This is a genomic window from Sinosporangium album (genome assembly GCF_900100605.1).
GTDB lineage: Bacteria > Actinomycetota > Actinomycetes > Streptosporangiales > Streptosporangiaceae > Sinosporangium > Sinosporangium album.
This window is the reverse complement of sequence record NZ_FNCN01000020.1, coordinates 89,573-111,856: the sequence shown is the minus strand read 5'-3', so window position 1 is coordinate 111,856 and position 22,284 is coordinate 89,573. Positions and strand designations below refer to the sequence as shown.

Sequence of the window (22,284 nt, the reverse complement as noted above, 5' to 3'; positions counted from 1 at the left end):
GGAGTCGGTGGTGTGGTCGTCGGCTGGTGGCCGCTGCTGGTCGGCGCCGGTGCCGGGGTGGTGGGGGGCGGGGTGGTTTTCAACGCTGGTGGTGGTGGGGCGATGGTGGCGGTCGGCACGCGGGGCGTGGTGGTGTGGTGGGCGGGGGTGGTGGTGATGGTGAGGGTGTGTCCTGTAGGGGACGTCGACGGCGAGGCGCTGGTTGACGCGGTGGCGGCGGGCGGTAGGTGGACGGGCAGCACGGTGGTGGCCGGGCGCGGCGGAGGGGTCGGTGTGGAGACCGGCGGGGGCGGTAGCTCTTGCCGCGGCGGCAGCAGGACCGGGGCGGTGGTGGAGGGTGGTGCGGCGATGGGTGCTGCTAGGGCCTCTGGCGGGGTGGGGTCGCTGGTGAGGAGTACGGGGGTTGCGGCGATGACGCCGGTCGCGGCGACGGCCGCGACGGTTTTCGTCACGGCGAGTCCGGCGATCTGGGCGAAGGCGCTGCCGGCGAGGGTGGCCAGGGGCGGGGTGGTTTCCGCGGCGGCGATGGCTGCTGCGGCGGCGGCCGGCGGCACAACGACGGCGGCTCCTGCGGCGGCTCCCGGCGAGGCGGAGGTGTTGTCGTCGTGGTCGAGGAGGCGTTTGGCTGCGGCGCGGATCTCGATCAGGCGGATCTGGTTGGTGATGCGGTAGGCGTGGTCGGCGCCGGGGTCGTTGATCGCTCGTTCGAGGAGGGTTTCTTCGCGGCGGAGGATCGCGCTGATGAGGCGTCGCGCCTCGGGGGCTTGTTTCCGCAGGTTGTAGATGAAGGTTTTGCCGCGGCCGAGCGGGGTTTTCTGCTGGAGGTGGGAGACGAGGCGTTTGGGTTCGACGTCGTTTTCGCGGATGAGCCGGTCGCATTCGAGCGCCATGAGGGCGAGCAGGAGCTTTTCGCGGTCTTCGATGAGCGCGAGTTCGGTGGCGAGCGCGTCGAGAGGCCCGAATTTCGTGTCGGTGTCGAGCGTGGCCCGTGAGAACACGTTGACGATGAAACTCAGGTCGCCACCGGTGGGGTTGGTCACGTGCGGTGCTCCTTGGTGCAGCGTGCGAGCTCCTCCAACAGTAGTTTCCTGCCGGGGGTGGTGGGTGCTCGTTGTCTGTGGGGAGGACGCGGGCGCTGTGGTGGTCACCAGTACCCATGCGGGGGCTTGATTGGACCGCTCTGGTAGGGGTTTTGTCAACAGTGGGGGTGCTTTTCCGGTCTTTGCGAGTACTGTTGGAACCCAGTTGAGTGGGCTGTTCGAAGATGGGTTGGTGCGCGGTGGGAACTTTCGCCGAGCGGTTGGATGAGGCGCTGAAGGAGAAGAGGCTGACCAACCGTGCGGCGGCCAGGGCGTTGGGGAAACTCGGCGTGGCGACTACGTATGGGTATGTGGGGCAGTTGCGGCGGGGCGATAAGACGAATCCGACGTTGGAGCAGTTGAGGGCGTTCGCCGAGTTGACGGGGAAGAGTTTGGATTGGTTGGCGGGTGGCGACTTCCCGCTCCCTGTCGAAGACGCGGCGGCGGGTGAGGAAGCGCGCCGGATACGGGCGGGGCTCGCGGAGCTCGGTGTGCGGAACATCGCCGAACGTATGACGGGTTTGTCGGATTTTTCGATGACGGCCATCGCGAGCATGGTCGAGGCGATGCGGGTGGCTGAGCGGCTTGACGATGCGGAGGCCGACGCGGTGAACCGGGCGTGGTTCGACCGCGAAGACGGCTGACCCCCGGGGGCGTCTGGTGCGGGTTTCCCCGGTGTTGTTGTCGGCGCTCGCGTCGGCGCCTATCCCCTACCCGTTCACGCTGCGGGAGTTCTGTGCGCAGGTTCAGCGGGTGCGGGGGCGTCGTATCCAGATGCATGATCTGCCGTTGGATGCTCCGGCGGCGGTGTGCGGGCTGTGGATTGCCACACGGCGGCAGGATCACATTTTCGTCGCTCCGGGTGCGGCGGGGGTGTTGAGGTCGCACATTGTGATCCATGAGGTGAGTCACATGCTGCTGGACCACGGGCGGGTGAACGATGCGGAGGCGGCTTTCGCGCGGTTGCTGGGGCCGGTGGTGCAGGCGGTGGAGGCTGCGGCGGGGAGTGGCCGGGTGCGGGCGCGGTCCCGGTACGACACGCGTGAGGAGCGGGAAGCTGAGGAGTTGGCGACGATGGTTCTGCTGCGGAGTAGCCGGCCGCACCGGGACGGTAGCGGGTTGTCGATGATTGAGCAGACGTTCGGGTATGAGGGTGGAGGCCGCTGAGGTGTCGGTGGTGGATTGGGTTGCGCTGGTGCTGCTGTGGGGGGCGGCGCTGTCGCGGGTCGGGGCGGCGCGGACGTCGCTGGCGCAGCGGATGCTGTGGGGGGCGTTCACCGCGCTGGCGGTGTCGCGGGTGTTCTCGGCGCCGCCGGTGGTGGCGTGGCTGGACAGTACGACGGGGATGGAGTGGGCGACGCTCGGCCGGCATGTGACCGGGTTGTTGTCGGCGACGTGCCTGCTCGCCTATGTGGAGGTGATCAGCCGCGCCGCGCGGGGGTCGTCGAGGGCGCGGTGGATCTGGCCGTCGCTGGCGGCGGCTGTGGCGTTTTTGGTGGTGATGTTCACGGTGCGGGGCGGCCGGATCTACTGGGTGGACGGCGCTACCGGTGCGGGTGAGACGGCGTTGTCGGGCCGGTTGTATCTGCTGGGGTTCGACGGCTGGTTGATGGTGTGCCTGGCGGCGGCGGGGTGGATGTTCGCCTCCTATGCGCGGGTCGCGCCTGGCCTGTTGAGGGTCGGGTTGGTGGTCTCGGCGGCGGCGATGGCGGCGGGGGTGGTGAACCGGGCGCACGTCCTGGCCGTGAACGCGGCGAACCTGCTGCGGCCGGGGTGGGGTGTGGTGGAGTGGGGGCTGCTGGGGCGGGTGACGTTCCTTGCGTGTGTGGCGGGGATCGTGGTGGGGACGTCGATCCCGGCGTGGCATGCGGTCCGGGCGCGGGCGCGGACGCTGGGGGTGTTGCGGGAGTTGCGGCCGGTGTGGGCGGCGATCGTCGCCCAGTACCCCGATATCGCGTTCCGGGTGCGGGGTTCGCTGGACGCCCGGTTGGCGCGGCGGGTGCTGGAGATCCGGGACGGGATGCTGTCGCTCACGGCCGCGGTGCCGCCGCCCGGCGATGGGGACCCGCGGCAGGTCGCGGCGTGGCTGCATCGGGCGCTTCGGGCGGCGCGGGCGGGTTCCGGGTCGGGGGTTCCTTCGGGGAGGATTCCAGGACCGTCCGGCAGCGGTATCGAGGAGGAGACGCGGTGGCTGAGGCAGGTAGCGCGAGAGTTCAAGCACACCCCGGCAGAGGGGCGGGTGCGGCTCGTGTCGTGACGGAGGTGTTGGCTCCCGCGCATTGGGTGATGGGGCTGCCGCTGGCTGTGGGGGCCGCGGCGGACGGGTGGGCGGGTGTCGCGTGGGGGTTGGTTCCTACGGTGGGGTGTGGTGGTGTGGGTGCGCTGGTGATCACGGCGGGGGTGCGGTCGGGGAGGTTCGGGGATCGGCATCTCACGGTCAGGTCGCAGCGGCCGCTGCTGATCGGGGTGGTGGTCGGCCTGGTGGTGGCCGCGCTCGCCGTGCTGGTGGTGTTCGGGGCGCCGATGGTGATGGTGGCGTGTGTGGCGGTGATGCTCGCGACGCTCGCCGTTGTCGGGCCGATCACGCTGTGGTGGAAGGTCTCGTTTCACACGGCGGTGTCCGCGGGGTCGGTGGTGATGCTCGCCGAGGTACTCCCGCCCGTCTGGGTGTATGCGGTGGGGGCTGTGGTGGTGGCGGCGATCGGCTGGTCACGGGTCGCCCTCGCGGACCACACCGCCGGCCAGGTCGTGGCCGGCGGCGCGGCGGGCGCGGGCGCGTCGTGGGTGACGCTCGCCGTCCTGCTGTAGGCCCGCATTCCTCGGGTTAGTGGCAGCGGGCGACGATAGGGGTGCCCTCGGGAATTTGGCCTGCGGCGTGGCGGTCTTGGATGGCTTGGCGGCATGCCGCTTCGGTGGGTGGGTCGGGTATGTCCATCTCGACGGTGACGGAGGCCGGAGAGGGCGGGGCGGCGGGGCCGGGTTTGGGGGGCTTGGTGGCGTTGAGCAGTGCTCCAAAGGGGATGGCGAGGAGGAAGTAGGCGGGAAAGGCCATTAGCCCGACGATCGCGCCGATCACATGCATGCCGTGGTCGATCAGTCTGCTCGTGGTCCACAGGCAGAGTGCGAAGACAGCGATGAAGGTAGCGAAGAACCCGCCTGTGATCAGGGCTTGGGTGGTGGTCACTGGGTGCTGCTCCTGTGATCACTGCGGAAGGCCCTGGTGGCGTTGCGGACGCGTTCCCGCCACGTCGGCGGCCGAGCCTCCCCCCTGGCGGGGAGTCCCACGCCTGGCGTGGGAGCGGTGGGCAGCTCGGCGAGAAGGGCGTCGAGGACGATCCAGTACGTATCGGCGGCGCGGGGTTCGCATCCTCCGCACGCGGCGGGGCCTCCGCAGAGGGCGCGGTCGGAGGTCAGGCAGCGGCGGGCTTCCACGAGGGGTGTGGTTCCTTCCGGGGATTAGTAGGAGATGTGCCAGTCGTCGGCGGCGCGGTCTTCGGGCGTGGGGTGGTAGACGCGGACGCGGCCGGTGTGCGGGTTCACCAGGTCGACGTGCGGCTCGTAGGTGAGCTTTCGGCCGACGAGTTCGGGGGCGGCTTTGCCGATCGGCCGGTCTGCTTCGACGGTGATGGTGGAGCCGGGGACCAGGACCAGCCACGCGGGTTCGGCGGGCGCTCCGTGCAGCCATGTTCGGCGGGCGACGCGGGCGCCGTTGTGGAGGTGGGTGAGGGCCTCGTCGTAGCGCATGGGTGTTTCTCCGTTGGGTGCGGTCGGGATGTCGTCGATGTGGTAGATGCGGCGGAGACGGAACATTGAGAGGTGGATCGGAACGCCAGAGGAGTGGGTCACCTCTTTGTCGCCTTCGTAGACGGCGTCTGCTCTGCACCCCTCGTCGTCTCCGATGAGTACGGCTTCACCGGGGGTGAGGTGGTGGGCGTGCAGGGTTGCTTTCGGCATGCCGAAGGCGGGGAGCGGCTCGGAGATGAAGGTGCCGTTGGGGAGGGCTGGAATCTGTCCCGTCGAGGCCATCTCCCGGAAGCTGTCCAGATAGGGCATGTAGGCGTCGCAGTCGGCAGGCACCATGGACGTGGGCGGGTCGGGCGCGGTGTGGTGTGAAACGGGGTTCCTTATTCGGGGTGGGTGCGGCTGCACCGGGAGCAGATGCCGCGGCCGCGGTTGGGGCCGGTGGCCGGGTCGGGGATGGTTTTGCCTGCTTCGTGTCCGCCGAACTCGTGGCCGCACAGGGGGCACGGGAGCCAGAAGAAGCCGCGCGCGGTGGCGTAGGCGTGGTGGAAGCGGCGGAGGGGGTAGGGGACGAGGCGGGCGAGGTGCCCGGTGGGTCTGGTGGAGCCTTCGAGGGCGGGGGGTGTTTGGTTGATGCGCCGGTACCAGAGGCGGGAGAGCAGGCCGGGCGGACGCATCGTGATCTTCACGGTTGGCATGGAGGTTCCTTCAGGGGATGGGTCTCGGGCCTGCGGGCTCGCCAAAGCAGGTCACGGGGTGCTGGTCACGAGGCCGTTTCGGTTCGGGGGGCCATCCGGGGATCGCCGGGGCCCTCCAGGTCGACCAGAAGGCGTTCGGCGAGGAGTGTCACCTGGACGCGGGGCATGGCTGTGCGCGTGTCCTCTGTTCCGATGGGGACGGTGCATTCCGCGCCGAGCAGGTAGGGGAACGTCTCGCCGTCGATGAGGAGGGCCCACTGCTCCTGGCGGACGCCGAAGCGGCGGATTTGGATGAGGGACGGGAATCTGGTCTTGTCTCCCCACTGCGCGGGGTCGGCGGGGGGATTCGGTAGTGGCGCCGCTGGCGGCACTACCCAGCGGTCTTCGTGAGGTACGTCCTGGTAGGAGTCGCCGACCTTGCGGAGGAACCGAAGGTGGTGGTCGGTTTGGATGTGTTCGGCGTACAGCGACAGGACGATTGAAGGCAGCTCGGTGTGAGGGACCGGGATGACGGTGTCGGGTGTCAGGTAGTAGGGCAGTTCGTGGCCGTCGATCGTGAGGGACCAGAACATGGTGTCGCCGGTGAAGCGTTTGGTGAGGCTGACGATCTGGGCGAGTCGGCCCCATCCGTTGATGGGGGTGGGCTTGGTTTCACTTTTCATGATCATCCTTTCTGAGGGGTGGGTCACCAGGCGGCTTGCCAGGTCTTGGGGCCCACGACCCCGTCGATCGTGAGGTTCTTTTCGCGTTGGAAGACGCGGGTGGCGGCGGCGGTCATCGCCCCGAAGACGCCGTCGACGGTGATGGTGTAGTTGAGGGTGCGTAGGCGGCGTTGCCAGGTTTCGACGTCGTGGCCGCGCTGCATCGGCTGGCCGGGCGTGTGGTGGAGCATGCGCTGTGGCCACGCTGGGGCGGTGGGCTTGCCGGGCGCGGGCGGGTTGTTGTCGAGGTTGTCGCGTACGAGGGTCAAGAAGCGGTCCCAGGGGAAGTCGTGGCCGGGGTCCCAGTGGTCCGAGCGTTTGTAGACGGCGGATACGTCGGCGTGGCCGGCGATGCCCTTGTGGCCGGCGCGTAGTTCGGCGCGGGTCAGCCGGCGGGCGGGGATGCCGTACTTCTTGCACCAGGTGGCGGTGATGCGTGCGGCGCGTTTGAGGAGCGCGGTGGAGTAGGGGTCTGCCCACCCGGATTTGGATTGTCCGGCGCGGCCTGCGAGTTCGAGTTGGAGGCCGTCTGAGTTGCAGCCGGGGGCGGCCCATGCGGTGTCGGAGTCGGGGACGCAGCGGATTTCGCTGTCGTTGTCGACGCACACGTGCGCGCTTGCCTGGGTGGCGGGGTTGGCGAAGTAGTTGGCGACGTTTTCGGCGACGCTGCTGGTCTCGCCGGTCTCCATGGTGTGAACGATCACGACGCGGATGGGGGCGATGCGGCCTCGGGTGTAGTTGGCGGCGCGGATGGTGCGCACGGGTTCCTCCCCTCCCCCGGTCCCTTGGGCGGGTCCAGGGTGGGGAGGATTTCGCGGGGTTGGGGTTTGCGTCTCACCCCGTTGCGCGTGGCTGTCTGCTGTGGGTGGTCGTTTACGGGGAGCTGCGCTGTGACCAGCACAATGCAGCCCGTCTAGCTGCGGGAACGCGGCTGGACGGGCTGCGCAGCTTGGTGCGGGGGTTAGGCGGGGATGGCGGTGACAGTGGTTTCAGTGGCGGGCTTCAGGTCGGGGTCGGGCGGGACGACCTCGATGATTTCGGGGTCGCCTTCCACGTTGAGGCTGGTGAGGGTGACGTGGCGGGGTGCGAGGTCGTGGAGGCGCTTGTGGGCGGTGGCGGCGTCGGGGGCGTCCACGTGGGCGGTGGCGGTCAAGTACACGGCGAAGCTGTAGCGGCGGTTCGGCTTGGGCATGGTCGCGGCTCCTGTGCGCGCCCGGGGGCCGCTCGTGGGGCCCCCGGGGAGGGTGGTTAGTGGTTGGTGTCGCTGAGGGGGAGTTGGTCGCCGGGGTCGTCGTCGGCGAGTTCTTCGCGGTAGACGCTGAAGGCGTGTTCGAACGCGGCCACGGAGTCGGGGGTGGCGCGGTCGAGGAGGTGGAGGAGGTCGCCGATGAGGTCGGTGGCGGCTTCCTTGCGGGTTTCGGGGTCGGTGAGGTCGCGGTCTGCCGGGTTGAGGTAGGCGGTTTCGGTGTAGGCGGTGAGGGCGGTTTCGGCGCGTTCGGCGCGGCAGGTGTTGGTGAGGTCCATGTCGGGGGTTCCGATGCAGAAGGGTGGGCACGGCTCGTGTGGTCGGGCTCCGCATTGGCCGCACGGGATGGTTTCGTCGGGGGTTGGGCGTGGGTTCACGTGCGTTCCTGCGGGGTGGGGGTCTGCCCCGGTGTGGTGGCCGGGGCAGACCTAGGGGTGGGGGTTATTAGTGGCGTTCGCCGCGCTTGCGCAGGACGCGGTTGCCGATGAAGAGGACACCGCCGAGGGCGCACAGGCCGATCAGGGTGTTGATCGTCTGGATGATCGCGCTGGTGATGCTGCCTCCGCCGCCGCTGCCGGTGGGGGTGCCTTTGGCGGCGTTGGCGAGGGTGATGAGGGTGGCGAGGTCGGGTTGGGCGGTGACGGTGGTGGTGGCGGCGGGGGCGGCTTCGGGGAGGGTGACCGGCTCAGGCTGCGCTGGGGTGGTGGGGAGGTAGACCGGTGCGGGGGCCGGAGCCGCGACGGGGGCGGGGGCGTGGATGGTGCGGGTCGCGGTCTTGGTGATGGTGGCGGTGGGGCGGGGTTTGGGGGTGGCGGTCACGGTGCGGGTGGCGGTGGGGCGGGGCTTCGGTGTCGCCGTCGTGGTTGCCGTTGCGGTGACGGTGGGGGTCGCCGTGGGGGCGGCGGTGGTGGTGTGGGTGACCGTGGCGGCGGCGGCGGGGGCCGGGGTGGTGGCGGCGGTCAGCGTGGTTTCGGCGAGGTGGAGGCCGCTTCCGGTGAGGGTGAGCCTGTAGTCGCCGGGGGTGTTGGGGGTGAAGCTGCCTGAGAGGCGGGTTTCGCCGGTGCAGGTGGGGTTTGCGGGGGTGGTGGCCAGCACGGTTTTGCCGCCGGTGGGGGTGTGGAGGGCGATGGTGGCGCTGCACACGTCGTCGGCGGTGGCCGCGACGGTGATCGGGGTGCCGGTGGGGGTGGTGTGGCCGGGGGTGGGGGCGGTGAAGATGCCTGCGGGATCGGCCGCGTGGGCGGCGGTGGGGAGCAGTAGGGCGGTCATCAGGGTGATGACCAGGATCGCGAGTCGCATGTGTGTTCCTTCCGGTGGCGGGAGGGGACGCCGCTCGCCCCCTCACCGACACCCAAACTGTATCGCACATTCTGAGTGGTGTCTATGTGAATTAGAGGGGCGTAAGCGGTAGACACCGACAGGGTGCGTGCCCTATGATTTGAGTGTGAACAGGGGCGAAAGCGGAAACGCCCCGATGACGGAAGGACACACCGGATGGCATTCGAGATGGAAGACCTGGCAGAAGACCTGCGCCTGGCTGTCAGGCTCGGCGAGTACACCGAAACCGGCGCGCTCGCCCTCATCGCCCTCATCGGCGACCTCACCCCCACCGCCGCCCGCCGCATCTGGAGGCGCGCCGACCCCACCACCCAGGGCAACGTCTGGAAGCGGCACCCCGACGGCACCATGGAGCCCCGCTACGGCACCGCCCGCCGCATCTGGGAGCACACCGAAGGCCCCCTCCAGGGGGAGCCGATCATGCCCGCCCTGTTCGCCCGCTGGGGCGAGTCCGTGTTCCACCACGCGAACCGCTAACCCTCCCCGGTGGGTGCCCGCCAAGCGGCGGCGGGCACCCACCCCCCCACCCCACGGAAGGAAAACCCTGTGAGCATCGCGTTCGTCCTCACCACCGACGACGACATCCGGGAAGTTGAGTTGCCCCCGCCCGGCGGCACCCGCCCCGCCGTCTGCTGCGAGATCAACGCCCGCCTGCTCGACGTCGTCCGGCTGACGACCCGCCTTGACATGTGGATCGACGTCGAGGGCCACGACGTCAAGCCCGTGAACCGGGTCGCCACCGCGCTCGCCCGCCGCCACGGCTACACGTGGCAGAACTACCACGGCGACGTGCTGTTGTGCGGCGTCAACGGCGACGGCGACACCATCGGCCTCACCCGCGAGCAGACGGTGGGCATGCTCACCCACCTTCTTGACGTTGTGACCTGACGCCCGCCGCGCCCCGCCGTGACCGGACAGGAAGGACGGGGCGCGGCGGGCGTCGGCGAGGGCGGCGGGGAAGGGTAGCCCGCAAACCCCCCGAAAAGGGGCGACACCCCCCGAGCCCACGCCGACCACCAACCCACCCCGTCACGAAAGGAAGGGGAGGGTACGCGCCCACCGCGTACCCTCCCCTTCGCCGTACCCGACCCCACCGGCGTCACCCAACGTAACCGCCGGTGGCGGGAAACCGCAGGTGGCACCCCACCCCCAGTAACCGGCCGTCTAAGAGCCGGCCTCACCACCGCCACCACCGCCGGCGGCTTCCCGCGCCGCCCGCGCGACACGCTCCGCCAACCCCTCCAAATCCACACCATGCGACACCGCCACCGGCCCACCCCCGGCACCCGTCACCTCCACCGCCTTCACCGGCCGCCAATGCTCCGGATCCATCCGCTCAAGCATCTTCAACGCCAGCATGCCGTTCGGCGGAGCCCACTGCCGTTCGGTCGACCCGTCCGGCCGCTCCACCTCCTTCACCAGGAACCCGCCCCGCACATCCTCGAAAGCCGCATCGACCAGCACCGCCCTGCCCTTCGCGCGCGCATGCGTAACGGCGCGCCAGAAGTGCCTCATGGCTTCGTCGGCGTTGTCGAGTTCGCCGTCGGCGAGCCATCTGTGGATGGTTCGCCGTCCGATTCCGCAGAGGGCGGCGGCGTCGGTGATGGTTCTTCCTTGTTCGAGGATCGTGACGATCTGTTGTTGGAGTTCTGGGGTGAGGAGGGTGGGGCGGCCGGTCTTGTCGGGTTCTTCGTTTGTCTGTTCGTGGTTGGTGGGTTTGGTGGAGTGGTCGGGTTTGAGGGTCATGATTCGGTCCAGGTGGCGGTGTTGGTGGGGGTTTCTTGGACGGTGACTTGGGTGATGCGGCATCGGGTGGGGGTGTCGGAGTACCAGGTGCCGTGTTCGTCGGCGTGGTTCTCGGCTTGTGCGAGCCAGGTTTGGGCGTGGTAGGCGATGAGTTCGGCGACGGCTTCGACGGTGGGCCAGGGGTGGGGGCCGTAGGGGGCGCGGCCGAATTCGGCGACGCGGCAGCCTTGTTCGCGTAGGGAGGGGGTGAGGGGGTCGTCGGTGCCGAGTAGGGCGGCGTGGTCGAGGTTGTTGTCGATCCAGGTGCGCATGCGGGTTTTGAATGCGCCGAATTCGATGATGGTGCCGTCTTCGGTGAGCTGGGGGGTGGTGATGGTGACGGTGGTGGTCCAGGTGTGGCCGTGGAGGTTGGCGCATTTGCCGCCGAGGTGGGGGAGGCGGTGGGCGGCGTGGAAGGTGTGGGTGAGGTGGGCTTGGTACATGCGCGGGTGGTCCTTATGTGGCGGGTTTGGCGGGTTTGGGGGTGGGTTTGGGTGTTTTGGGGGTGCGGAGTCGCCGGTAGGTGAGGGTGGCGGCGAGGGCGGCGGTGATGGTGATGGTGAGGGCGGTGAGGCTCCATAGGACGCCGGAGAGGGGGCCGCTGGTGAGGATGGCGGCGGTGGTGAGGGCGGCGGTGATGAGGTGGCGTGCGATGGTGAAGAGGGCGGCGCCGCAGCCTGTGGCGGCGGCGACGTCGTCGCGGTGCGGGGCGTTCACGCGGGGCTGCTTTCGGTGCGGGTGAACCACGGGTTGGTTGCTGGGGGTGCGGCGGGGGTTTCGGCGGTGTCGGGGTCGTGGTCCGCGACGGCGGGGGCGGTGGTGTAGGGGTGCCGGGGCGTGGTGGCGGGGCGTGGTGGCGCTGGCGGGGATGCGGCTGCGGTCGGGCGGGGCCGGGCGGGGTGGTGGGGGAACAGGTGGGGGTGTTCGGCGGCGAGGGCGTCGAATACGGGGGTTGGGTTCATGAAAGGGGATGCTCCGCTTCGGTGGGGGTTTGCGTCTCGCTTCGATCGGGGGGATGGCGGAGCCCGGCCGCTTGGTGGCGTGCCGGGCTCTCGCGTGCTTGCGGGTCAGCGGCCTTGTGCCGCGGTGGTGAGGTGTTTGAGGGTGCGGTCGTAGTCGCAGTAGCGGGCTTTGGCGATGACGTGGCGGTCGTGGGTGCGCAGGATGATGCCTTCGCTCGCGCCGGGGGCGCCGGTGTGGGTGGCGGCGCGGGTGGTGGCGTAGGGGGCCATGAACGCGCGCATGCCGTCGATGGTGGTGGGGAGGTCGGCGGCGGGGATTTGGAACAGGTGCGGGACGGGGGTGAGCCGCGAGTTGGAGGCGAGGTTGGCGAGTTCGGCGGTGGTGAGGAACTGCTGGCCGCCGTTGTCGCGCCAGGCGGCTATGCGCGGCAGGTCCCGGTTGAGGATGGCGGGGTCGGTGAGGGTGGCGTCGTACACGCGGACGGTCGGGGTGCCGTCGCCGTAGTTGCGCCAGGCGTTGGTCTGCTTGTCGCCGTACAGCTCGAAGTAGAAGGTGAGGATGCTGTACGGCAGGGCGGGGAGGGTGTCGGCGATGGGGGCCAGTGCGTCGACGATTCCGAGTGCGGGGTTGGGGATGAGGTCGCCGCGGGCTGCGAGGAGGATGTCGCGGCTGCCGATGAGCCAGGCGGGCGCACCGGCGCTGGTCATGGCGTCCGGCAGCATGAGGATGCGGCAGTTGGTGCCGTCTACCTTCTCTTGTGCGGTGATGGTGCCGGTGAAGGCGATGTGGGGGTCGGTGAGGATGCCGCGGCCCTGGATGTGGTGGTAGGTGGGGATGGGCGGGTACTTGGTGGCCGAGTCGAGTTTCCGCAGGATTTCGGGGGTGAGCTGGATCACCGGGGGTCTCCTGTGATGCTGGGGGTTGGTGCGTGCGCAGATAGGTGTAGGGGGCGGGGCAGGTTTGTGTCTCACTCCGCCTGCGGGGTGTTCATGGCTTTGATGAGCGTGTCGATCTGGGTGTCGTCGTAGAACTTGAGCTCGCGTATGTCTTTGAGGGCGGCGCGGACGGCCCCAGGGGTTGCCCACGTGTCGTCGGTGATCGGTGCGCCGTGTTGGCGGATGCAGTGTTCGACGTAGCCGCCCGACGGTGACGGTCCGCATGGTGGCCCGGCGGTCGTAGGGGGCGGCCTTGTAGAACAAGGTGATTCTTGGGCGGCCGTGTTCGTCGACGATGTGGGTGTGGAGGGGGTGGCCGGTGCCTTTGCGGGTCCAGCCGGGCGGGAGGGTGGCCTGACGGAAGATCGGGTCTTCGGTGTCGATGGGGCCGAGGGTGAATCCGAGGGCGGTCAGGTCGGTGCCGGTGCTGCTGGTCTGGGTGGGGATCACTTCGCAGTCGTCGCGTTGGAGGGCGTCGCCGCCTTCGGCCTCAAGTTCTTCGATGCCGCCTGGGGCGGCGAGGCGGTGGAGCCCGGCGAGGGTGGGGGTGTCGCGGGTGGTGTTGCGGGGTCTGGACATGAGGGTTCTCCGCGGGTGGGTTAGGAGTGTGCGGCTGGGGTGAGGGTGGGCAGGGCGGGGAGGGTGTCGGCGAGCCAGGAGCCGGGGGTGGCGGTGAAGTGGGGGGCGTCCTCGATGACCCACTGCGGGCGGGTGTCAGGCGGGTCGGCGGTCGTCGCGCGGGCGGCGAGTCTTGCTTCCCAGAGGAGGAATTCGTGGCTGTAGGTGCCGTCAGGGTTGCGGCTCGGGCCGGTGGGGGCGGCCGGTTCCGGTTCGGTGGTGGCGCGGGTGGTGGGGTTCACCGGAGTTCCTGGCCGGTCGACGCTGCGGGGTTGGTGGCGCTGAGGCTGGTGAGGAACTCCCCCACCAACTTGTTGTGGTGGGCGTCGGCGAGGGCGTTGTGGTGGCCGATGGTCTGGGTGGGCAGGGCGGGTGAGCCGAGGCGGGCGTGCTCCTGCTTCAGGTCGTGGACGGACATCGGGAACCCTGCGGGCAGGTCGATCATGCGGCCGTAGAGCTGGCACAGGGCCACAAAGTCGTAGCTGCCGTAGTAGGCCCACAGCTCCGGTTCGGGGGTTGCGGCCACGAACGCTTCGACGAGGCGGGCGATCACACCTGCGAGGCTTCACGGCCGGACTCGTGTAATCGAAAAGCCAGGATTTCGGCATGGTCAGGCGCCGATCACCGTGAGCCCTTGGGAGGTGCGGGACAACGTTTTCCATGAGCCACGCGTTCTTCCGGATGCGCCGACGTGCGCGCCATCCGCGCCAGGTCAACGCGAGGTCGCCGTTCACGGCGTAGAGCTCACGGCCGTCCTCGGCGACCATGCCGATGCTGATCAGGTCGATGACGGTGCCGGTGTCGTTGAATTCGTTGTCGAAGTAGATACGCATCGTGGCTGTTCCTCAGGGGGTGGGGTTGAGGTGGCGGTCGGTGGCGCACGGCCATTCCTGGTGGCAGGCGGCGCAGATCTCGCTTTCTTCGGCGGTGCAGAAGTCGCAGCCGCCGCACATGCCGTGGTTGACGGTGACGGGGGCGTGGACGCCGGGGGCGGGGATGCGGTCGTTGTCGCCCCTGTTGGGGCAGGGCCACGGGTAGTTGCAGCGTCCGCAGCGTTTGTCGTGGGCGCATGTCCCGGCGGCGCATTCGGGGATGGCGGGGCCGGCCGGGATGGGTTCGCCGAACAAGTCCAGGTGGGCGGGGGTCGGTTGGGCGGTCGGGCAGGGGGTGGGCTTGTGGGTCCAGTCGCTGGGGGCGGGCAGGGCGGCCCAGAGGGGGCTGCGGTCGTCGGGGCCGAGGTGGCGGCGGATGAACAGCCCGGCCGACGCCGGGTCGGCGCAGGTGTTGTGGCGGCGGTGGGCGTCGAAGTTCGCCAGCACGGAGAAACTGTGATGGCACGTGGGGCAGTGGGCGTAGCGGGCGCTGGTCCATGCCGTGCCGCAGTGGCAGAGGCCGCGTACGCGGGCGGTGGGGGGCAACGTGTCTCCGTGAGGTGTTCGTAGGTCAGGGGCCGGGTTGGTCGTCGTGGTCGGCCAAGCCGTCGACGAGTGCGGCTATCGCGTCGGGGATGGTCGAGTGGGGGATCGCGGTGTCGAGGCGGATGATGTCGTGGTCGTCGAGGGGGCGGCCTGCCCAGTTTTCGATCTGGTCGCGGGTGAGGTGGATGCCGGGGGTGTCGTCGTCGGGGTGTATGGGTGCCTGCCTGCGGGTGGGGGCCCGCCCCCTGGGTTGGGGCGGGCCGCTGCCGGTGGTTAGAAGGGCGGGGTGTCGCCGGCGAGGGCGGCGAAGGCGCTGTAGTCGACGGTGACGCCGTCGAGGTCGTGGGGTTCTTCGCCGCGCCATTCGTCGGCGGCGATGAGGTCGGCGAGGTCGTCGAAGAGGTCGTTCACGGGGGTGTCCTTCCGTGGTGGGTGTGGGAGAGGGGCGGTGCCGCTCACCGCCCCTCGCCACGCGGGTCAGGGGGCTGCTGGTCAGGGGGTCCACTCGTCGACGCAGATGACGCGCGTCTTACGCGTCACCGGGTCGAAGCTGACCGTGGTGGTGTTCTGGAACGGGATGGTTCCGGTGCCGGGCCGGTAGACGGTGGCGTAGTGGTGGCCGTCCTGGTCGCGGATGACGAGCTGGCGTTCGCCGGCGGCGAGGTCGACGTCGGCGACGGGGGTCCACCCGTCGACCGCGATCGTCCGCTCGGCCGGGATGACGGCGGCGAGGGTCGACAGCAGGACGCGGGCGGTGTCGGCGGGCAGGTCGACGGGCTCGGAGGCGGCGGGCGGGGTGGCGGGCGGCGCCGGGATGACGTGCGCTTCGAAGTAGATGATGTTGTCGGTGTCGGCTTCGCCTCCGGTGTCGGTCTCCACGACGGGGGTCCACGTGATGTGGACGATGTTTCCGGTGGCGGACATGCCGGGCCAGCCGTCGTGGGTTTCGTTGTAGTCGTTGTCGCCCCTGGTCAGCATTTCGGCGATCGCGTCGGCGGTGACGTCGGGGTTCGTCATGGGTTTTCTCCGGTTTGTTAGGGGTGCCCCCGCACCCTGCTGGTGTGGGGGCGGTTCGGGGCGGGGCTGTCAGGTGGTGGCGGGTCGGGCGAGCCGCTTCCATTCGGCGTTGTCGGCGAGGATGAGGGTGGTGCGCGGCATCAGGCGGCCTTCCTGGAGAGGCCGGCGAGTTCGGCGGCGGTGATGGTGGCGGCCGGGTGGCTGTGGCGGGCCTCGTCGTAGCGGTCGACCATGGCCGCGTAGGCGGCGATGAGGGCCGGGGGGACCTCGTGCGGGAAGGTGACGCTGTGGGCGATCCAGTCGGCGTTGCGGTCGGTGAGGCGGGAGACGGTCACGTTGCCGTTCTCCTGGTCGACCTCGACCTCGGTGTTGTGGGTGCGGTGGGTGCGGATGTACCAGCGGCCGTGGTCGGCGTTGCGGTCGGTGAGGCGGCCCGCGCCGAATCCGGCGCTGGTCAGCTCGGGGCCGCACAGTTTTTCGAACGGGAGCATGAGCATGGTTTCCTTCCGGCCACACAACCAGGTGCGCCGCTTACGCCCTGATTGACACTCAAAGCGTAGCGCTGATTTCGAGTGGTGTCTAGTCGGGTTCGCGGTAATACGAGTCGACGATCGAAAGCATCCGCTCACCCTCGGAGTCGTAGATGTCGTGCTCCACCAGCACCGACAGCGCATCCATGTCGCACTGCTGGATCTCCATCCGCTGCCCCGCCCGCAGCATCCGCGGCAGCGGCGCAAGAATCCCCACCAGCCGGCGGAGCCTGTCCTCCAGGCGGTCGCCGCGTTCCTGCTCGGCCTTCAGCAGCGCCCACGCGCGGTCGGTTGCCGACCGCGCCGACATCCACCCCCACAAGGCCACCGCCAGGCACACCGCGCACACCGCCAGCAGCCCGGCCAGCACACCGGCGGCCGTCACCGCGCCTGCCCACGGTCGAAATGGACGTCCAGGTAGTGGCGGTGGAAAGCAGCCTCGGCCGCGGCGCGGTCGGGTGCGGCGGCGGCGCGGCCTCGTGTCGGGCACCGGGGGATAAGGCACCGCCACACAGCGGCCCGGGCAGACTTGCCAGTCACAACAAGCGGGTCCTTCCTCGCAGAACAGGCGTGTGTCTGCGAGGGTGGCGCGGCGGGCGGGTTAGCGTCCCCGCCGGACGCCGCCGACGCGGGCCGCGGCGGCGCGGCGGGTCAACCCGAGGTGGTGCCGCACCGTGGATTCGGTCACGCCGTGCCGTTCGGCGATCTGCCGGATCTTCAGGCCGTGCCGCCGGTCGGCGATCACGCGGGCGGCGTCCACCCCTTTGGGGGCGTTCTGGGGCCGCCGCAAAGGTATCCCTACGGTGGCGGCGATCTGGGAGACACGCCCCCGTGACACGCCGTGGCGGGCGGCGATCCGTTCGACGGGGTCGCCCCGCCGGTAGTCGGCGACGATGCCGGCGTCGCGGACCCGCCGCGCGGCCCTTCCCACAGCGGGGGTGTCCCCCCAGTGCAGGCCGCACCCGCACACGTCGCCGGTGCGGCCTGCACTGGGCAGGACGCCGCCGCACGCCGGGCACGGGCCGGTCACACGCGCCCCTGCTTGTAGACGGCGAGTTCTGAGGCGACCTCGTCAGGGTCGGGCGGCTCGAAGGGCGGGGCGAGGGCACGCCAGAAATTCACCGTCTGCTCGGCCGGTTCGACGACGCCGTGGTCCATGGCGGCGGCGACCACCCGCACTTCGCCGTGGGGGCGGGGTGTGACGGCGCCGCTGCCGGGGTCAAGGCTCCACGCCTGCTGAGTGAGCCAGCCCGGCATCGGCATGGTGCTGTACCCCTCGGGCATGGAGGGGTCGAGGAACAGCAGCAGCCAGCCGGGCGGCGCCGGAGTGAAGGCGAGGGTGTGCCAGTGGACGCGGTCAGGATCGAAACCGGTGCTCACCAAGGGCTCCTTGCATGTGAACGGCGTACAGAGGAAAAGGGGGGGATCAGAGCGGCGGAGGGCTTCGGCGCCGCTGTGGGAGCCGCGGCTACTTCCCGAACTCTGCGGCGGCGGTGTCGTAGGCCAATTGCAGGAGTTCCACGGCCTGGTCGACCGTCAGCCCGAGGTCGACCAGGCGCACGGCGAGTTCGACATAGGCGTCTTCGCCGCTGGTGTAACACCAGCCGTCACGGCCGGGGAAAACGGCTACGGCTTTTTTGATTCGGCGTTTGGCGGTGGGGGTGGCCACGGTCAGATCAGCTCCGTCTGGCTAGCGGGAGGAGTGGAGGAGGCGACGAAAGCGGTCTTGGGCGGGTTTCGCGGCCCGGACGAGGTCGGCGAGGACGGTGGTGAGTCGGTCGTTTCGGCGGACAACGCTGTCGATCTGGCGGCGGAGCTCGGCGAGGAGGTCTTCCTGGCGCTGCCGGTCGGCGCCTGCGCGCTCTCGGACCTCTTCGAGTTCGGTGCGGGCGTCGTCGAGCTCGGACTCCAGCCGTTCCTCGACGGTGGCGGTCATCGCCGCGGCGCGTTCTTGGGCGCGCTGCTCGATGTGGGCGTCGAGGTCGGCGATGGTGGCGCGAAGTTCGGTGGCGAGGCTGGTGGGGTCGTCGCCTGGCCTGGGGACGGCGAGGACGGCGTCGACGAGGGCGCCTGTCGGGATGGTCTCGGTGTGGGGGCAGAGGGGCACGTGGAGGCCCCAGGCGTCGGCGAGGGCGTCGGCGAGGCGCTCGCGGTAGGTGTCGATCTTGGTCGTGTCGGTCACGTGCGGCTCCGGTGCCGTGGCGGGCGGGAAGAAGAAGTCGCGGAAGGCGCGCATCTCGCGCTCGGTGCGGTGGCGTGCGGCGAGGTAGTCGGCGTTCGGGTCGGTCATCGGTCCTCCTGGCTGGCGTCGTGGGGGTCGATCTTGGTCGTGTCGGTCACTTGCTCCTCCGGGCGCGGCGGCTGCGGATCGCGAGCTCCCGGCCGCACAGCGTGGCGATGTCGAGGTTGACGCCCGCCTTGCCGGTGAGCATCTGGGACAGGTGTTTGGGGCTGATGCCGAGCCGGCGGGCTGCGGCGGCTTGGGTGATGCCGGCGCGGGCGAGGGCGGCGCGGAGTTCGGCGCGGAGGGCGTCTCGCAGGGTGGTCATCGGTCGGTCTCCGTGGTGTCGTCGTGGCACCCGCACCAGTCGGGGCATTTGCGGCCGGTCTGGTCGCCGGCGGCCGGGGGCGTCGCCCACTCGGCGAGGTAGTCGGGGTGGTCGGCGTAGACCTCGGCGAGGGCGAGCAGCACGGGGCAGCGCGCGACGTCGGTCGCGGCGGGCTCCTCGTGGGCGTCAAGGCCGCAGCCACGACACGCGGCACCGGCCGTGGGACGCGGCCGGTGCCGCTCGAGGATCTTCCGCTTGGCCGCGACATCGCGCAGGGCGCGGGCGGGGTCGTGGCGGGCGATGTGGCGGCCCCGGTCGTGTGCGCCGGGCCACCTGGCGTCCCCGAGGGGGGCGACCGATGGGCCGGTCACGGCGTACTCGACGTGCAGGTTTCCCAGGTTGTCGGTGTAGCAGTCCCAGGCTCCGTGCGTGCCGAGGAGCGCGGCGCGTGCGATCTGCTCGTCTTCGTCGAGGCGGGCGGTGATGAAAGCGCGGATGTCTCGGGTCACGTGGTCTCCCGGCTTGTGGCGAGGTTCGGGGTTCTTGCCGCGGAGGATGGCGTCGAGCCCGGCCAGCGCGGCGGCCTGTCGGGCGAGCACGTGGGGTGCGGCCCGAGCGAGTTCGTCTCGGAGCGCGGTGAGGTACTCGGCGATGCCGGGGTGGTTCAAGTGGTCTCCCTGGCGAGTGCGCGTCGTGCGGCGAGGTACTCCTCGCTCGGCGGACTGGAGGGCTTGGGGGTGGTGGGGTCGCGGTGGTCGGGGATGAGCTCCTTCGGCTTGGCCTTGGGGTCGACCCGCGGCTGGGCGACGTAGGTGCGGACGACCGGCCCGCGATCGATGCGGGCACGCCGTTCCAGCTCCTTCGCCCACCCTTCGTCGGCGTTGAGCTCGGGGCAGACGCCGAAATCGCAGGGCTCGCAGCGGGCCCTGCGGATGGCCATGGAGGTCGGTGTCACGTGGTCTCCCTGGCGGTGAGCGGGCGGCGGGAGCCGGGGGCGCAGGTGTGCGTGTCGACGCCGGCGTTCATCGCCGACAGGCGGACGCCGGCCTCGACGAGAAGGAGCGGCTCCTGGCAGGTTCCGCAGGTGAGCCACGGGTAGCCGTCGTCGCCGTTGATGTAGGCGCCGCGGCTCTGGCGGGGGGTGCCGCCCGCCACGTCACACAGCATCAGCGCCACGGTGGACAGCAGCTCCCACACGTGCTCGCCCACCACCAGGTCGTCGTCCGGGAGGGCGTCCAGCAGCGCCGTGTACTGGTCCAGGTCGCTGTTCGCGCGGGCGGTGATGAGCCTGCCCGCCCACACGACGGTGACGGGCGTGTCGGCGGGGCCGGTCATCCTGCCGGTGGCCGCGTTCAGCCAGCCGGGGATGACGAGCTTTCCCGTGGTGTCCAATCCGAGGCGGTCGATGAGGGTGTCGCACCACGCCAAGATCGCCGAGTATGTGCCGTCGGGGCCGGTCTCGTCGGCGATGGCCTGGAGCGCCGTCTCGGCTTTGTCGGCGTCGCCTGCGATGGCGGCGGTCAGGGCGTCGCGTGCGAGTTCCAGGGCGCGCGGGTTGTGAGGGCTGTCCATGGGGAGGGTCCTTTCCGAGGGCGGGGCGCTGCGGATACGCAGCCGGGTGGTGCCGCACCTGCTGCACCGCTGGGTCACGATGCGGCCGACCTGGTCGACGTCGATCCACTGGTGGCGGTGCAGCCGGATCACGACTGGCCTTCTTTCGGCTGGGCGGCGCGGGGGGTGTGGCAGGCGCAGGCGCAGGCCCACCGGCACGTCCGGTCTGCGAGCCAGACACGCACCTCGTCGCGGTGGTGGGCGACGTCGCCGTCTCCTCGGGCGGTCACCACGGCACGGCCTTCCCGATCACGGCCCATCAGAATGGCACCGGCCTGCGCCACGACGGGCCCGTGACCCGCACCATGGTCGCCTCATGGATGAGGCGTTCGGTGATGCGGTGCCCGTACCGGCCGACCAGGTTCGGCGTCACCGGACCCGCCGGGGCCGTGCTGCCGGAGAATCCGCGCTCGTCGTAGGGCAGGTTGGTGGTCACCACCAGGCGGCGCCGGTTGCGGACCCGGGCGTCCACGATCCGGTAGAGCTGCTCAAGCGTCCATTCCGTCACCTTCTCGGCGCCCAGGTCGTCGAGGATCAGCAGGTCGCATTCGGACGCGTGCTCCATGACCTTGTCGCAGTTCGGGGAGGAGGGGCGCAGGGCCGCGTCCAGGTCGGCGCTGTTCCATGCCACCACCCACATCGGCAATGGTGCGACGGCGGCGGCCTGGTTCCCCACCGCGAACGCCGACCACGTCTTGCCCCTTGAGTTCTCACCCGCGATCAGCAGCGTCCGAGAGCCGGACTCCAGCCATCCCGACACCCGCCCACCCGGGTCCTGATCCGGTGTCAACGTCTCCACCGCCGCGGCCGCATAGTCGGCGTACACGCCCGAAAGGCACCGCTCCCACCAGCGGGCACGGTTGCGCGCCTGCAACGCCCGTACCGTCTCCTGAGCCTCACGGAGATCGTCCTCACGGGAAGGGAACAACCCCTCAGCCGTACGGCTTCGCGCCAAACCCCGCTCATAGGCCGCGCGCCCCTCAGCACCGGCACGATCCACCCACGCACGCGCGCTGTCACCGAACCGATGCCCCAACGCACCGGAGGAACCACGGCCGCGACCGGAAACGTCGAGAGTGAGACTGCTCATCCGAAAGCCCTCCGGATCTCCTCGTGATGCGGGTCGTCAGGGTTGTGCGCCCCCGCCGACCCCGCCCAATGGTTTGCAGGCTGCCCCGAAGCACCCCAGCCCCCGCCAGACCTTGGCGGTGCGACACCACGACGACGGGCGATTGCGTTCTCGAGCTGCTTGGCGGACGGGAACGCCGACTTCAGGTCCTCCAGCGCCCACTTCAGCTCGACCTCGCCGCACTCCCGCAGCGCGTTGTCGAGCATCGACCGGAACCCGACGAACCGCGGCTTCGCCAGGTTCGGGATGTTCAGCTGAGTGCAGCGCTCCCACCAACTGGTAGCGACCTCGTGAGCGAGATCGAACCGCGCCTTGTCCTGCTCGCTGCGCTCCTTCACCTTCCGCTTCCCCGACGGCTTCCTCGACGAGGAGGGGGCGGGGTCGGCGGGGGCTGGGGTGGATTCGTCGACGAGAAGCCCCTGCTGCCCGCCCGGCGCGGGAGATGCCGACGAAGGAGGCAGCTCCCGAAGATTCTTAGAAGTGGTCTTCTGAGAGTTGGTCTTCTTATGCGTGCGGCCATCTGATATTGGCTGGCCTGATATCAGCTCAGCCGTCGTCAGGTTCTCTGACGACGGCTCTGAGCTGGGAGAACTCTCGCCCCCATCCACTGTCTGATTTTCTGACGACGGCTCTGAGCTGGTCTGATACTCCTCGGGGCAGTCGGTGATCCAGTACTCGCAGCCGACAACCCTGGACGTCTTCGGGTCGCGGCTCAACGTCCGCACGAGGTACCCGTACTTCTCCAACTCCTCGATCGCACCGCGGATCGCGTGCGTCCCCTCGGGGCCGAGGTCGGCCAGCTTGGCGATGCTGGTCTGCCACCCCTCCTGGTGAGAGGCCAGCTCGACGAACAGTCCTCGCGCGCGCCGGGTGAGCCGCTGGTCGCGGGCCAGGTCGTTGGACACCTGGGTGAAGCGGTCGCCTCG

The 22,284-nt window shown here is 69.9% G+C and carries 38 protein-coding genes and 1 pseudogene; 6 read left to right on the top strand and 33 right to left on the bottom strand.

Features of this window, described 5'->3' with window-relative positions; translation table 11 throughout:
- Positions 1 to 1,040: pseudogene (locus BLQ73_RS20640) on the bottom strand (hypothetical protein); the annotation flags it as partial.
- Between the two features lie 239 nt (positions 1,041 to 1,279).
- Between BLQ73_RS20640 and BLQ73_RS20635 the strand changes: the two are divergent.
- The 4 genes from BLQ73_RS20635 to BLQ73_RS32585 all read left to right on the top strand — a co-directional run bounded on the left by BLQ73_RS20635 (position 1,280) and on the right by BLQ73_RS32585 (position 3,887).
- Positions 1,280 to 1,723 carry a helix-turn-helix domain-containing protein gene (locus BLQ73_RS20635; protein ID WP_176955571.1) on the top strand — a complete coding sequence of 148 codons (444 nt, stop codon included), beginning with the start codon at positions 1,280 to 1,282 and terminating at the stop codon, positions 1,721 to 1,723.
- A gap of 16 nt (positions 1,724 to 1,739) precedes the next feature.
- Positions 1,740 to 2,246, top strand: coding sequence for a hypothetical protein (locus BLQ73_RS20630; RefSeq protein ID WP_143020356.1), 507 nt, complete (start codon positions 1,740 to 1,742; stop codon positions 2,244 to 2,246).
- A gap of 10 nt (positions 2,247 to 2,256) precedes the next feature.
- Positions 2,257 to 3,336: an MAB_1171c family putative transporter gene (locus BLQ73_RS20625; RefSeq protein ID WP_143020355.1), complete on the top strand. Its 1,080-nt coding sequence runs from the start codon at positions 2,257 to 2,259 to the stop codon at positions 3,334 to 3,336.
- A gap of 116 nt (positions 3,337 to 3,452) precedes the next feature.
- Positions 3,453 to 3,887, top strand: coding sequence for a hypothetical protein (locus tag BLQ73_RS32585; RefSeq protein WP_245691221.1), 435 nt, complete (start codon positions 3,453 to 3,455; stop codon positions 3,885 to 3,887).
- 16 nt (positions 3,888 to 3,903) lie between these two features.
- Here the strand turns inward: BLQ73_RS32585 and BLQ73_RS20615 are convergent, their stop codons facing one another.
- The 9 genes from BLQ73_RS20615 to BLQ73_RS32580 all read right to left on the bottom strand — a co-directional run bounded on the left by BLQ73_RS20615 (position 3,904) and on the right by BLQ73_RS32580 (position 8,764).
- On the bottom strand, positions 3,904 to 4,263 hold the full coding sequence (locus BLQ73_RS20615) for a hypothetical protein (RefSeq protein WP_093172354.1): 360 nt from the start codon (positions 4,261 to 4,263) through the stop codon (positions 3,904 to 3,906).
- Positions 4,260 to 4,511, bottom strand: a complete 252-nt coding sequence (locus BLQ73_RS20610) for a hypothetical protein (protein ID WP_093172352.1) — start codon at positions 4,509 to 4,511, stop codon at positions 4,260 to 4,262. The genes BLQ73_RS20615 and BLQ73_RS20610 overlap by 4 nt, the downstream gene beginning before the upstream one ends.
- 24 nt (positions 4,512 to 4,535) lie before the next feature.
- Positions 4,536 to 5,159 carry a Thoeris anti-defense Tad2 family protein gene (locus BLQ73_RS20605; protein WP_093172350.1) on the bottom strand — a complete coding sequence of 208 codons (624 nt, stop codon included), beginning with the start codon at positions 5,157 to 5,159 and terminating at the stop codon, positions 4,536 to 4,538.
- Positions 5,160 to 5,203: 44 nt separating this feature from the next.
- On the bottom strand, positions 5,204 to 5,518 hold the full coding sequence (locus BLQ73_RS20600; RefSeq protein WP_143020354.1) for a hypothetical protein: 315 nt from the start codon (positions 5,516 to 5,518) through the stop codon (positions 5,204 to 5,206).
- 65 nt (positions 5,519 to 5,583) lie between these two features.
- A complete protein-coding gene (locus BLQ73_RS20595; protein ID WP_093172346.1) occupies positions 5,584 to 6,180 on the bottom strand; it encodes a hypothetical protein in 597 nt (198 codons plus the stop codon).
- Between the two features lie 23 nt (positions 6,181 to 6,203).
- Positions 6,204 to 6,980: a peptidoglycan recognition protein family protein gene (locus BLQ73_RS20590; protein ID WP_093172344.1), complete on the bottom strand. Its 777-nt coding sequence runs from the start codon at positions 6,978 to 6,980 to the stop codon at positions 6,204 to 6,206.
- A gap of 200 nt (positions 6,981 to 7,180) precedes the next feature.
- On the bottom strand, positions 7,181 to 7,411 hold the full coding sequence (locus BLQ73_RS20585) for a hypothetical protein (RefSeq protein ID WP_093172342.1): 231 nt from the start codon (positions 7,409 to 7,411) through the stop codon (positions 7,181 to 7,183).
- Between the two features lie 56 nt (positions 7,412 to 7,467).
- On the bottom strand, positions 7,468 to 7,743 hold the full coding sequence (locus BLQ73_RS20580; RefSeq protein WP_093172340.1) for a hypothetical protein: 276 nt from the start codon (positions 7,741 to 7,743) through the stop codon (positions 7,468 to 7,470).
- Positions 7,744 to 7,909: 166 nt separating this feature from the next.
- Positions 7,910 to 8,764, bottom strand: a complete 855-nt coding sequence (locus BLQ73_RS32580; protein ID WP_093172338.1) for a hypothetical protein — start codon at positions 8,762 to 8,764, stop codon at positions 7,910 to 7,912.
- 195 nt (positions 8,765 to 8,959) lie between these two features.
- On the opposite strand from BLQ73_RS32580, the gene BLQ73_RS20570 reads away from it, so the two are divergent.
- Together BLQ73_RS20570 and BLQ73_RS20565 are read left to right on the top strand one after the other, a co-directional pair.
- A complete protein-coding gene (locus BLQ73_RS20570) occupies positions 8,960 to 9,280 on the top strand; it encodes a hypothetical protein (RefSeq protein WP_093172336.1) in 321 nt (106 codons plus the stop codon).
- Positions 9,281 to 9,349: 69 nt separating this feature from the next.
- On the top strand, positions 9,350 to 9,691 hold the full coding sequence (locus BLQ73_RS20565; RefSeq protein WP_176955570.1) for a DUF3846 domain-containing protein: 342 nt from the start codon (positions 9,350 to 9,352) through the stop codon (positions 9,689 to 9,691).
- Between the two features lie 276 nt (positions 9,692 to 9,967).
- On the opposite strand, the gene BLQ73_RS20560 is transcribed toward BLQ73_RS20565, so the two are convergent.
- From BLQ73_RS20560 to BLQ73_RS20455, 23 genes are all read right to left on the bottom strand, one after another.
- On the bottom strand, positions 9,968 to 10,549 hold the full coding sequence (locus tag BLQ73_RS20560; RefSeq protein ID WP_176955569.1) for a helix-turn-helix domain-containing protein: 582 nt from the start codon (positions 10,547 to 10,549) through the stop codon (positions 9,968 to 9,970).
- The gene (locus tag BLQ73_RS20555; RefSeq protein ID WP_093172330.1) at positions 10,546 to 11,031 is read right to left on the bottom strand and encodes a 6-pyruvoyl trahydropterin synthase family protein; all 486 of its coding nucleotides are present in this window, start codon (positions 11,029 to 11,031) and stop codon (positions 10,546 to 10,548) included. The genes BLQ73_RS20560 and BLQ73_RS20555 overlap by 4 nt, the downstream gene beginning before the upstream one ends.
- Before the next feature lie 13 nt (positions 11,032 to 11,044).
- Entirely contained in the window at positions 11,045 to 11,305 is a 261-nt protein-coding gene (locus BLQ73_RS20550) for a hypothetical protein (protein WP_093172328.1), read from the bottom strand.
- Positions 11,302 to 11,550, bottom strand: coding sequence for a hypothetical protein (locus BLQ73_RS31505; protein WP_143020353.1), 249 nt, complete (start codon positions 11,548 to 11,550; stop codon positions 11,302 to 11,304). Before BLQ73_RS31505 ends, BLQ73_RS20550 begins: the two co-directional genes overlap by 4 nt.
- A 105-nt stretch (positions 11,551 to 11,655) precedes the next feature.
- The gene (locus BLQ73_RS31500) at positions 11,656 to 13,065 is read right to left on the bottom strand and encodes an RNA ligase family protein (RefSeq protein ID WP_143020352.1); all 1,410 of its coding nucleotides are present in this window, start codon (positions 13,063 to 13,065) and stop codon (positions 11,656 to 11,658) included.
- 20 nt (positions 13,066 to 13,085) lie between these two features.
- The gene (locus tag BLQ73_RS20535) at positions 13,086 to 13,346 is read right to left on the bottom strand and encodes a hypothetical protein (protein WP_093172322.1); all 261 of its coding nucleotides are present in this window, start codon (positions 13,344 to 13,346) and stop codon (positions 13,086 to 13,088) included.
- Positions 13,343 to 13,657 carry a 3'-5' exonuclease family protein gene (locus BLQ73_RS34175; RefSeq protein ID WP_245691220.1) on the bottom strand — a complete coding sequence of 105 codons (315 nt, stop codon included), beginning with the start codon at positions 13,655 to 13,657 and terminating at the stop codon, positions 13,343 to 13,345. Before BLQ73_RS34175 ends, BLQ73_RS20535 begins: the two co-directional genes overlap by 4 nt.
- Positions 13,658 to 13,949: 292 nt before the next feature.
- On the bottom strand, positions 13,950 to 14,522 hold the full coding sequence (locus tag BLQ73_RS20525) for an FDXHR family putative zinc-binding protein (protein ID WP_093172320.1): 573 nt from the start codon (positions 14,520 to 14,522) through the stop codon (positions 13,950 to 13,952).
- Positions 14,523 to 14,795: 273 nt separating this feature from the next.
- The gene (locus BLQ73_RS32575; protein WP_176955568.1) at positions 14,796 to 14,933 is read right to left on the bottom strand and encodes a hypothetical protein; all 138 of its coding nucleotides are present in this window, start codon (positions 14,931 to 14,933) and stop codon (positions 14,796 to 14,798) included.
- Between the two features lie 81 nt (positions 14,934 to 15,014).
- On the bottom strand, positions 15,015 to 15,539 hold the full coding sequence (locus BLQ73_RS20520; RefSeq protein WP_093172318.1) for a hypothetical protein: 525 nt from the start codon (positions 15,537 to 15,539) through the stop codon (positions 15,015 to 15,017).
- Positions 15,540 to 15,679: 140 nt separating this feature from the next.
- A complete protein-coding gene (locus tag BLQ73_RS20515) occupies positions 15,680 to 16,030 on the bottom strand; it encodes a hypothetical protein (RefSeq protein WP_143020351.1) in 351 nt (116 codons plus the stop codon).
- Between the two features lie 88 nt (positions 16,031 to 16,118).
- A complete protein-coding gene (locus tag BLQ73_RS20510) occupies positions 16,119 to 16,454 on the bottom strand; it encodes a hypothetical protein (RefSeq protein ID WP_093172315.1) in 336 nt (111 codons plus the stop codon).
- Positions 16,455 to 16,670: 216 nt separating this feature from the next.
- The gene (locus BLQ73_RS20505) at positions 16,671 to 17,099 is read right to left on the bottom strand and encodes a hypothetical protein (protein ID WP_143020350.1); all 429 of its coding nucleotides are present in this window, start codon (positions 17,097 to 17,099) and stop codon (positions 16,671 to 16,673) included.
- Entirely contained in the window at positions 17,096 to 17,449 is a 354-nt protein-coding gene (locus BLQ73_RS20500; RefSeq protein ID WP_093172311.1) for a hypothetical protein, read from the bottom strand. Before BLQ73_RS20500 ends, BLQ73_RS20505 begins: the two co-directional genes overlap by 4 nt.
- Positions 17,450 to 17,537: 88 nt before the next feature.
- A complete protein-coding gene (locus BLQ73_RS20495) occupies positions 17,538 to 17,738 on the bottom strand; it encodes a hypothetical protein (protein WP_093172307.1) in 201 nt (66 codons plus the stop codon).
- Between the two features lie 21 nt (positions 17,739 to 17,759).
- Positions 17,760 to 18,359, bottom strand: a complete 600-nt coding sequence (locus BLQ73_RS20490; protein WP_093172305.1) for a coiled-coil domain-containing protein — start codon at positions 18,357 to 18,359, stop codon at positions 17,760 to 17,762.
- 46 nt (positions 18,360 to 18,405) lie between these two features.
- Complete coding sequence (locus BLQ73_RS20485; RefSeq protein ID WP_176955567.1) at positions 18,406 to 18,618, bottom strand: helix-turn-helix transcriptional regulator; 213 nt, start codon at positions 18,616 to 18,618, stop codon at positions 18,406 to 18,408.
- Entirely contained in the window at positions 18,615 to 19,286 is a 672-nt protein-coding gene (locus BLQ73_RS20480; protein ID WP_093172300.1) for a DUF6221 family protein, read from the bottom strand. Before BLQ73_RS20480 ends, BLQ73_RS20485 begins: the two co-directional genes overlap by 4 nt.
- Positions 19,283 to 19,573 carry a hypothetical protein gene (locus BLQ73_RS20475; RefSeq protein ID WP_093172298.1) on the bottom strand — a complete coding sequence of 97 codons (291 nt, stop codon included), beginning with the start codon at positions 19,571 to 19,573 and terminating at the stop codon, positions 19,283 to 19,285. The genes BLQ73_RS20480 and BLQ73_RS20475 overlap by 4 nt, the downstream gene beginning before the upstream one ends.
- Positions 19,570 to 20,322 carry a hypothetical protein gene (locus tag BLQ73_RS20470; protein ID WP_093172296.1) on the bottom strand — a complete coding sequence of 251 codons (753 nt, stop codon included), beginning with the start codon at positions 20,320 to 20,322 and terminating at the stop codon, positions 19,570 to 19,572. The genes BLQ73_RS20475 and BLQ73_RS20470 overlap by 4 nt, the downstream gene beginning before the upstream one ends.
- A complete protein-coding gene (locus tag BLQ73_RS32570) occupies positions 20,319 to 20,489 on the bottom strand; it encodes a hypothetical protein (protein ID WP_176955566.1) in 171 nt (56 codons plus the stop codon). Before BLQ73_RS32570 ends, BLQ73_RS20470 begins: the two co-directional genes overlap by 4 nt.
- A complete protein-coding gene (locus tag BLQ73_RS20460) occupies positions 20,489 to 21,157 on the bottom strand; it encodes an ATP-binding protein (RefSeq protein ID WP_176955565.1) in 669 nt (222 codons plus the stop codon). The genes BLQ73_RS32570 and BLQ73_RS20460 overlap by 1 nt, the downstream gene beginning before the upstream one ends.
- Positions 21,158 to 21,315: 158 nt before the next feature.
- Positions 21,316 to 22,263: a hypothetical protein gene (locus tag BLQ73_RS20455; protein ID WP_143020349.1), complete on the bottom strand. Its 948-nt coding sequence runs from the start codon at positions 22,261 to 22,263 to the stop codon at positions 21,316 to 21,318.
- Positions 22,264 to 22,284: the final 21 nt, after the last annotated feature.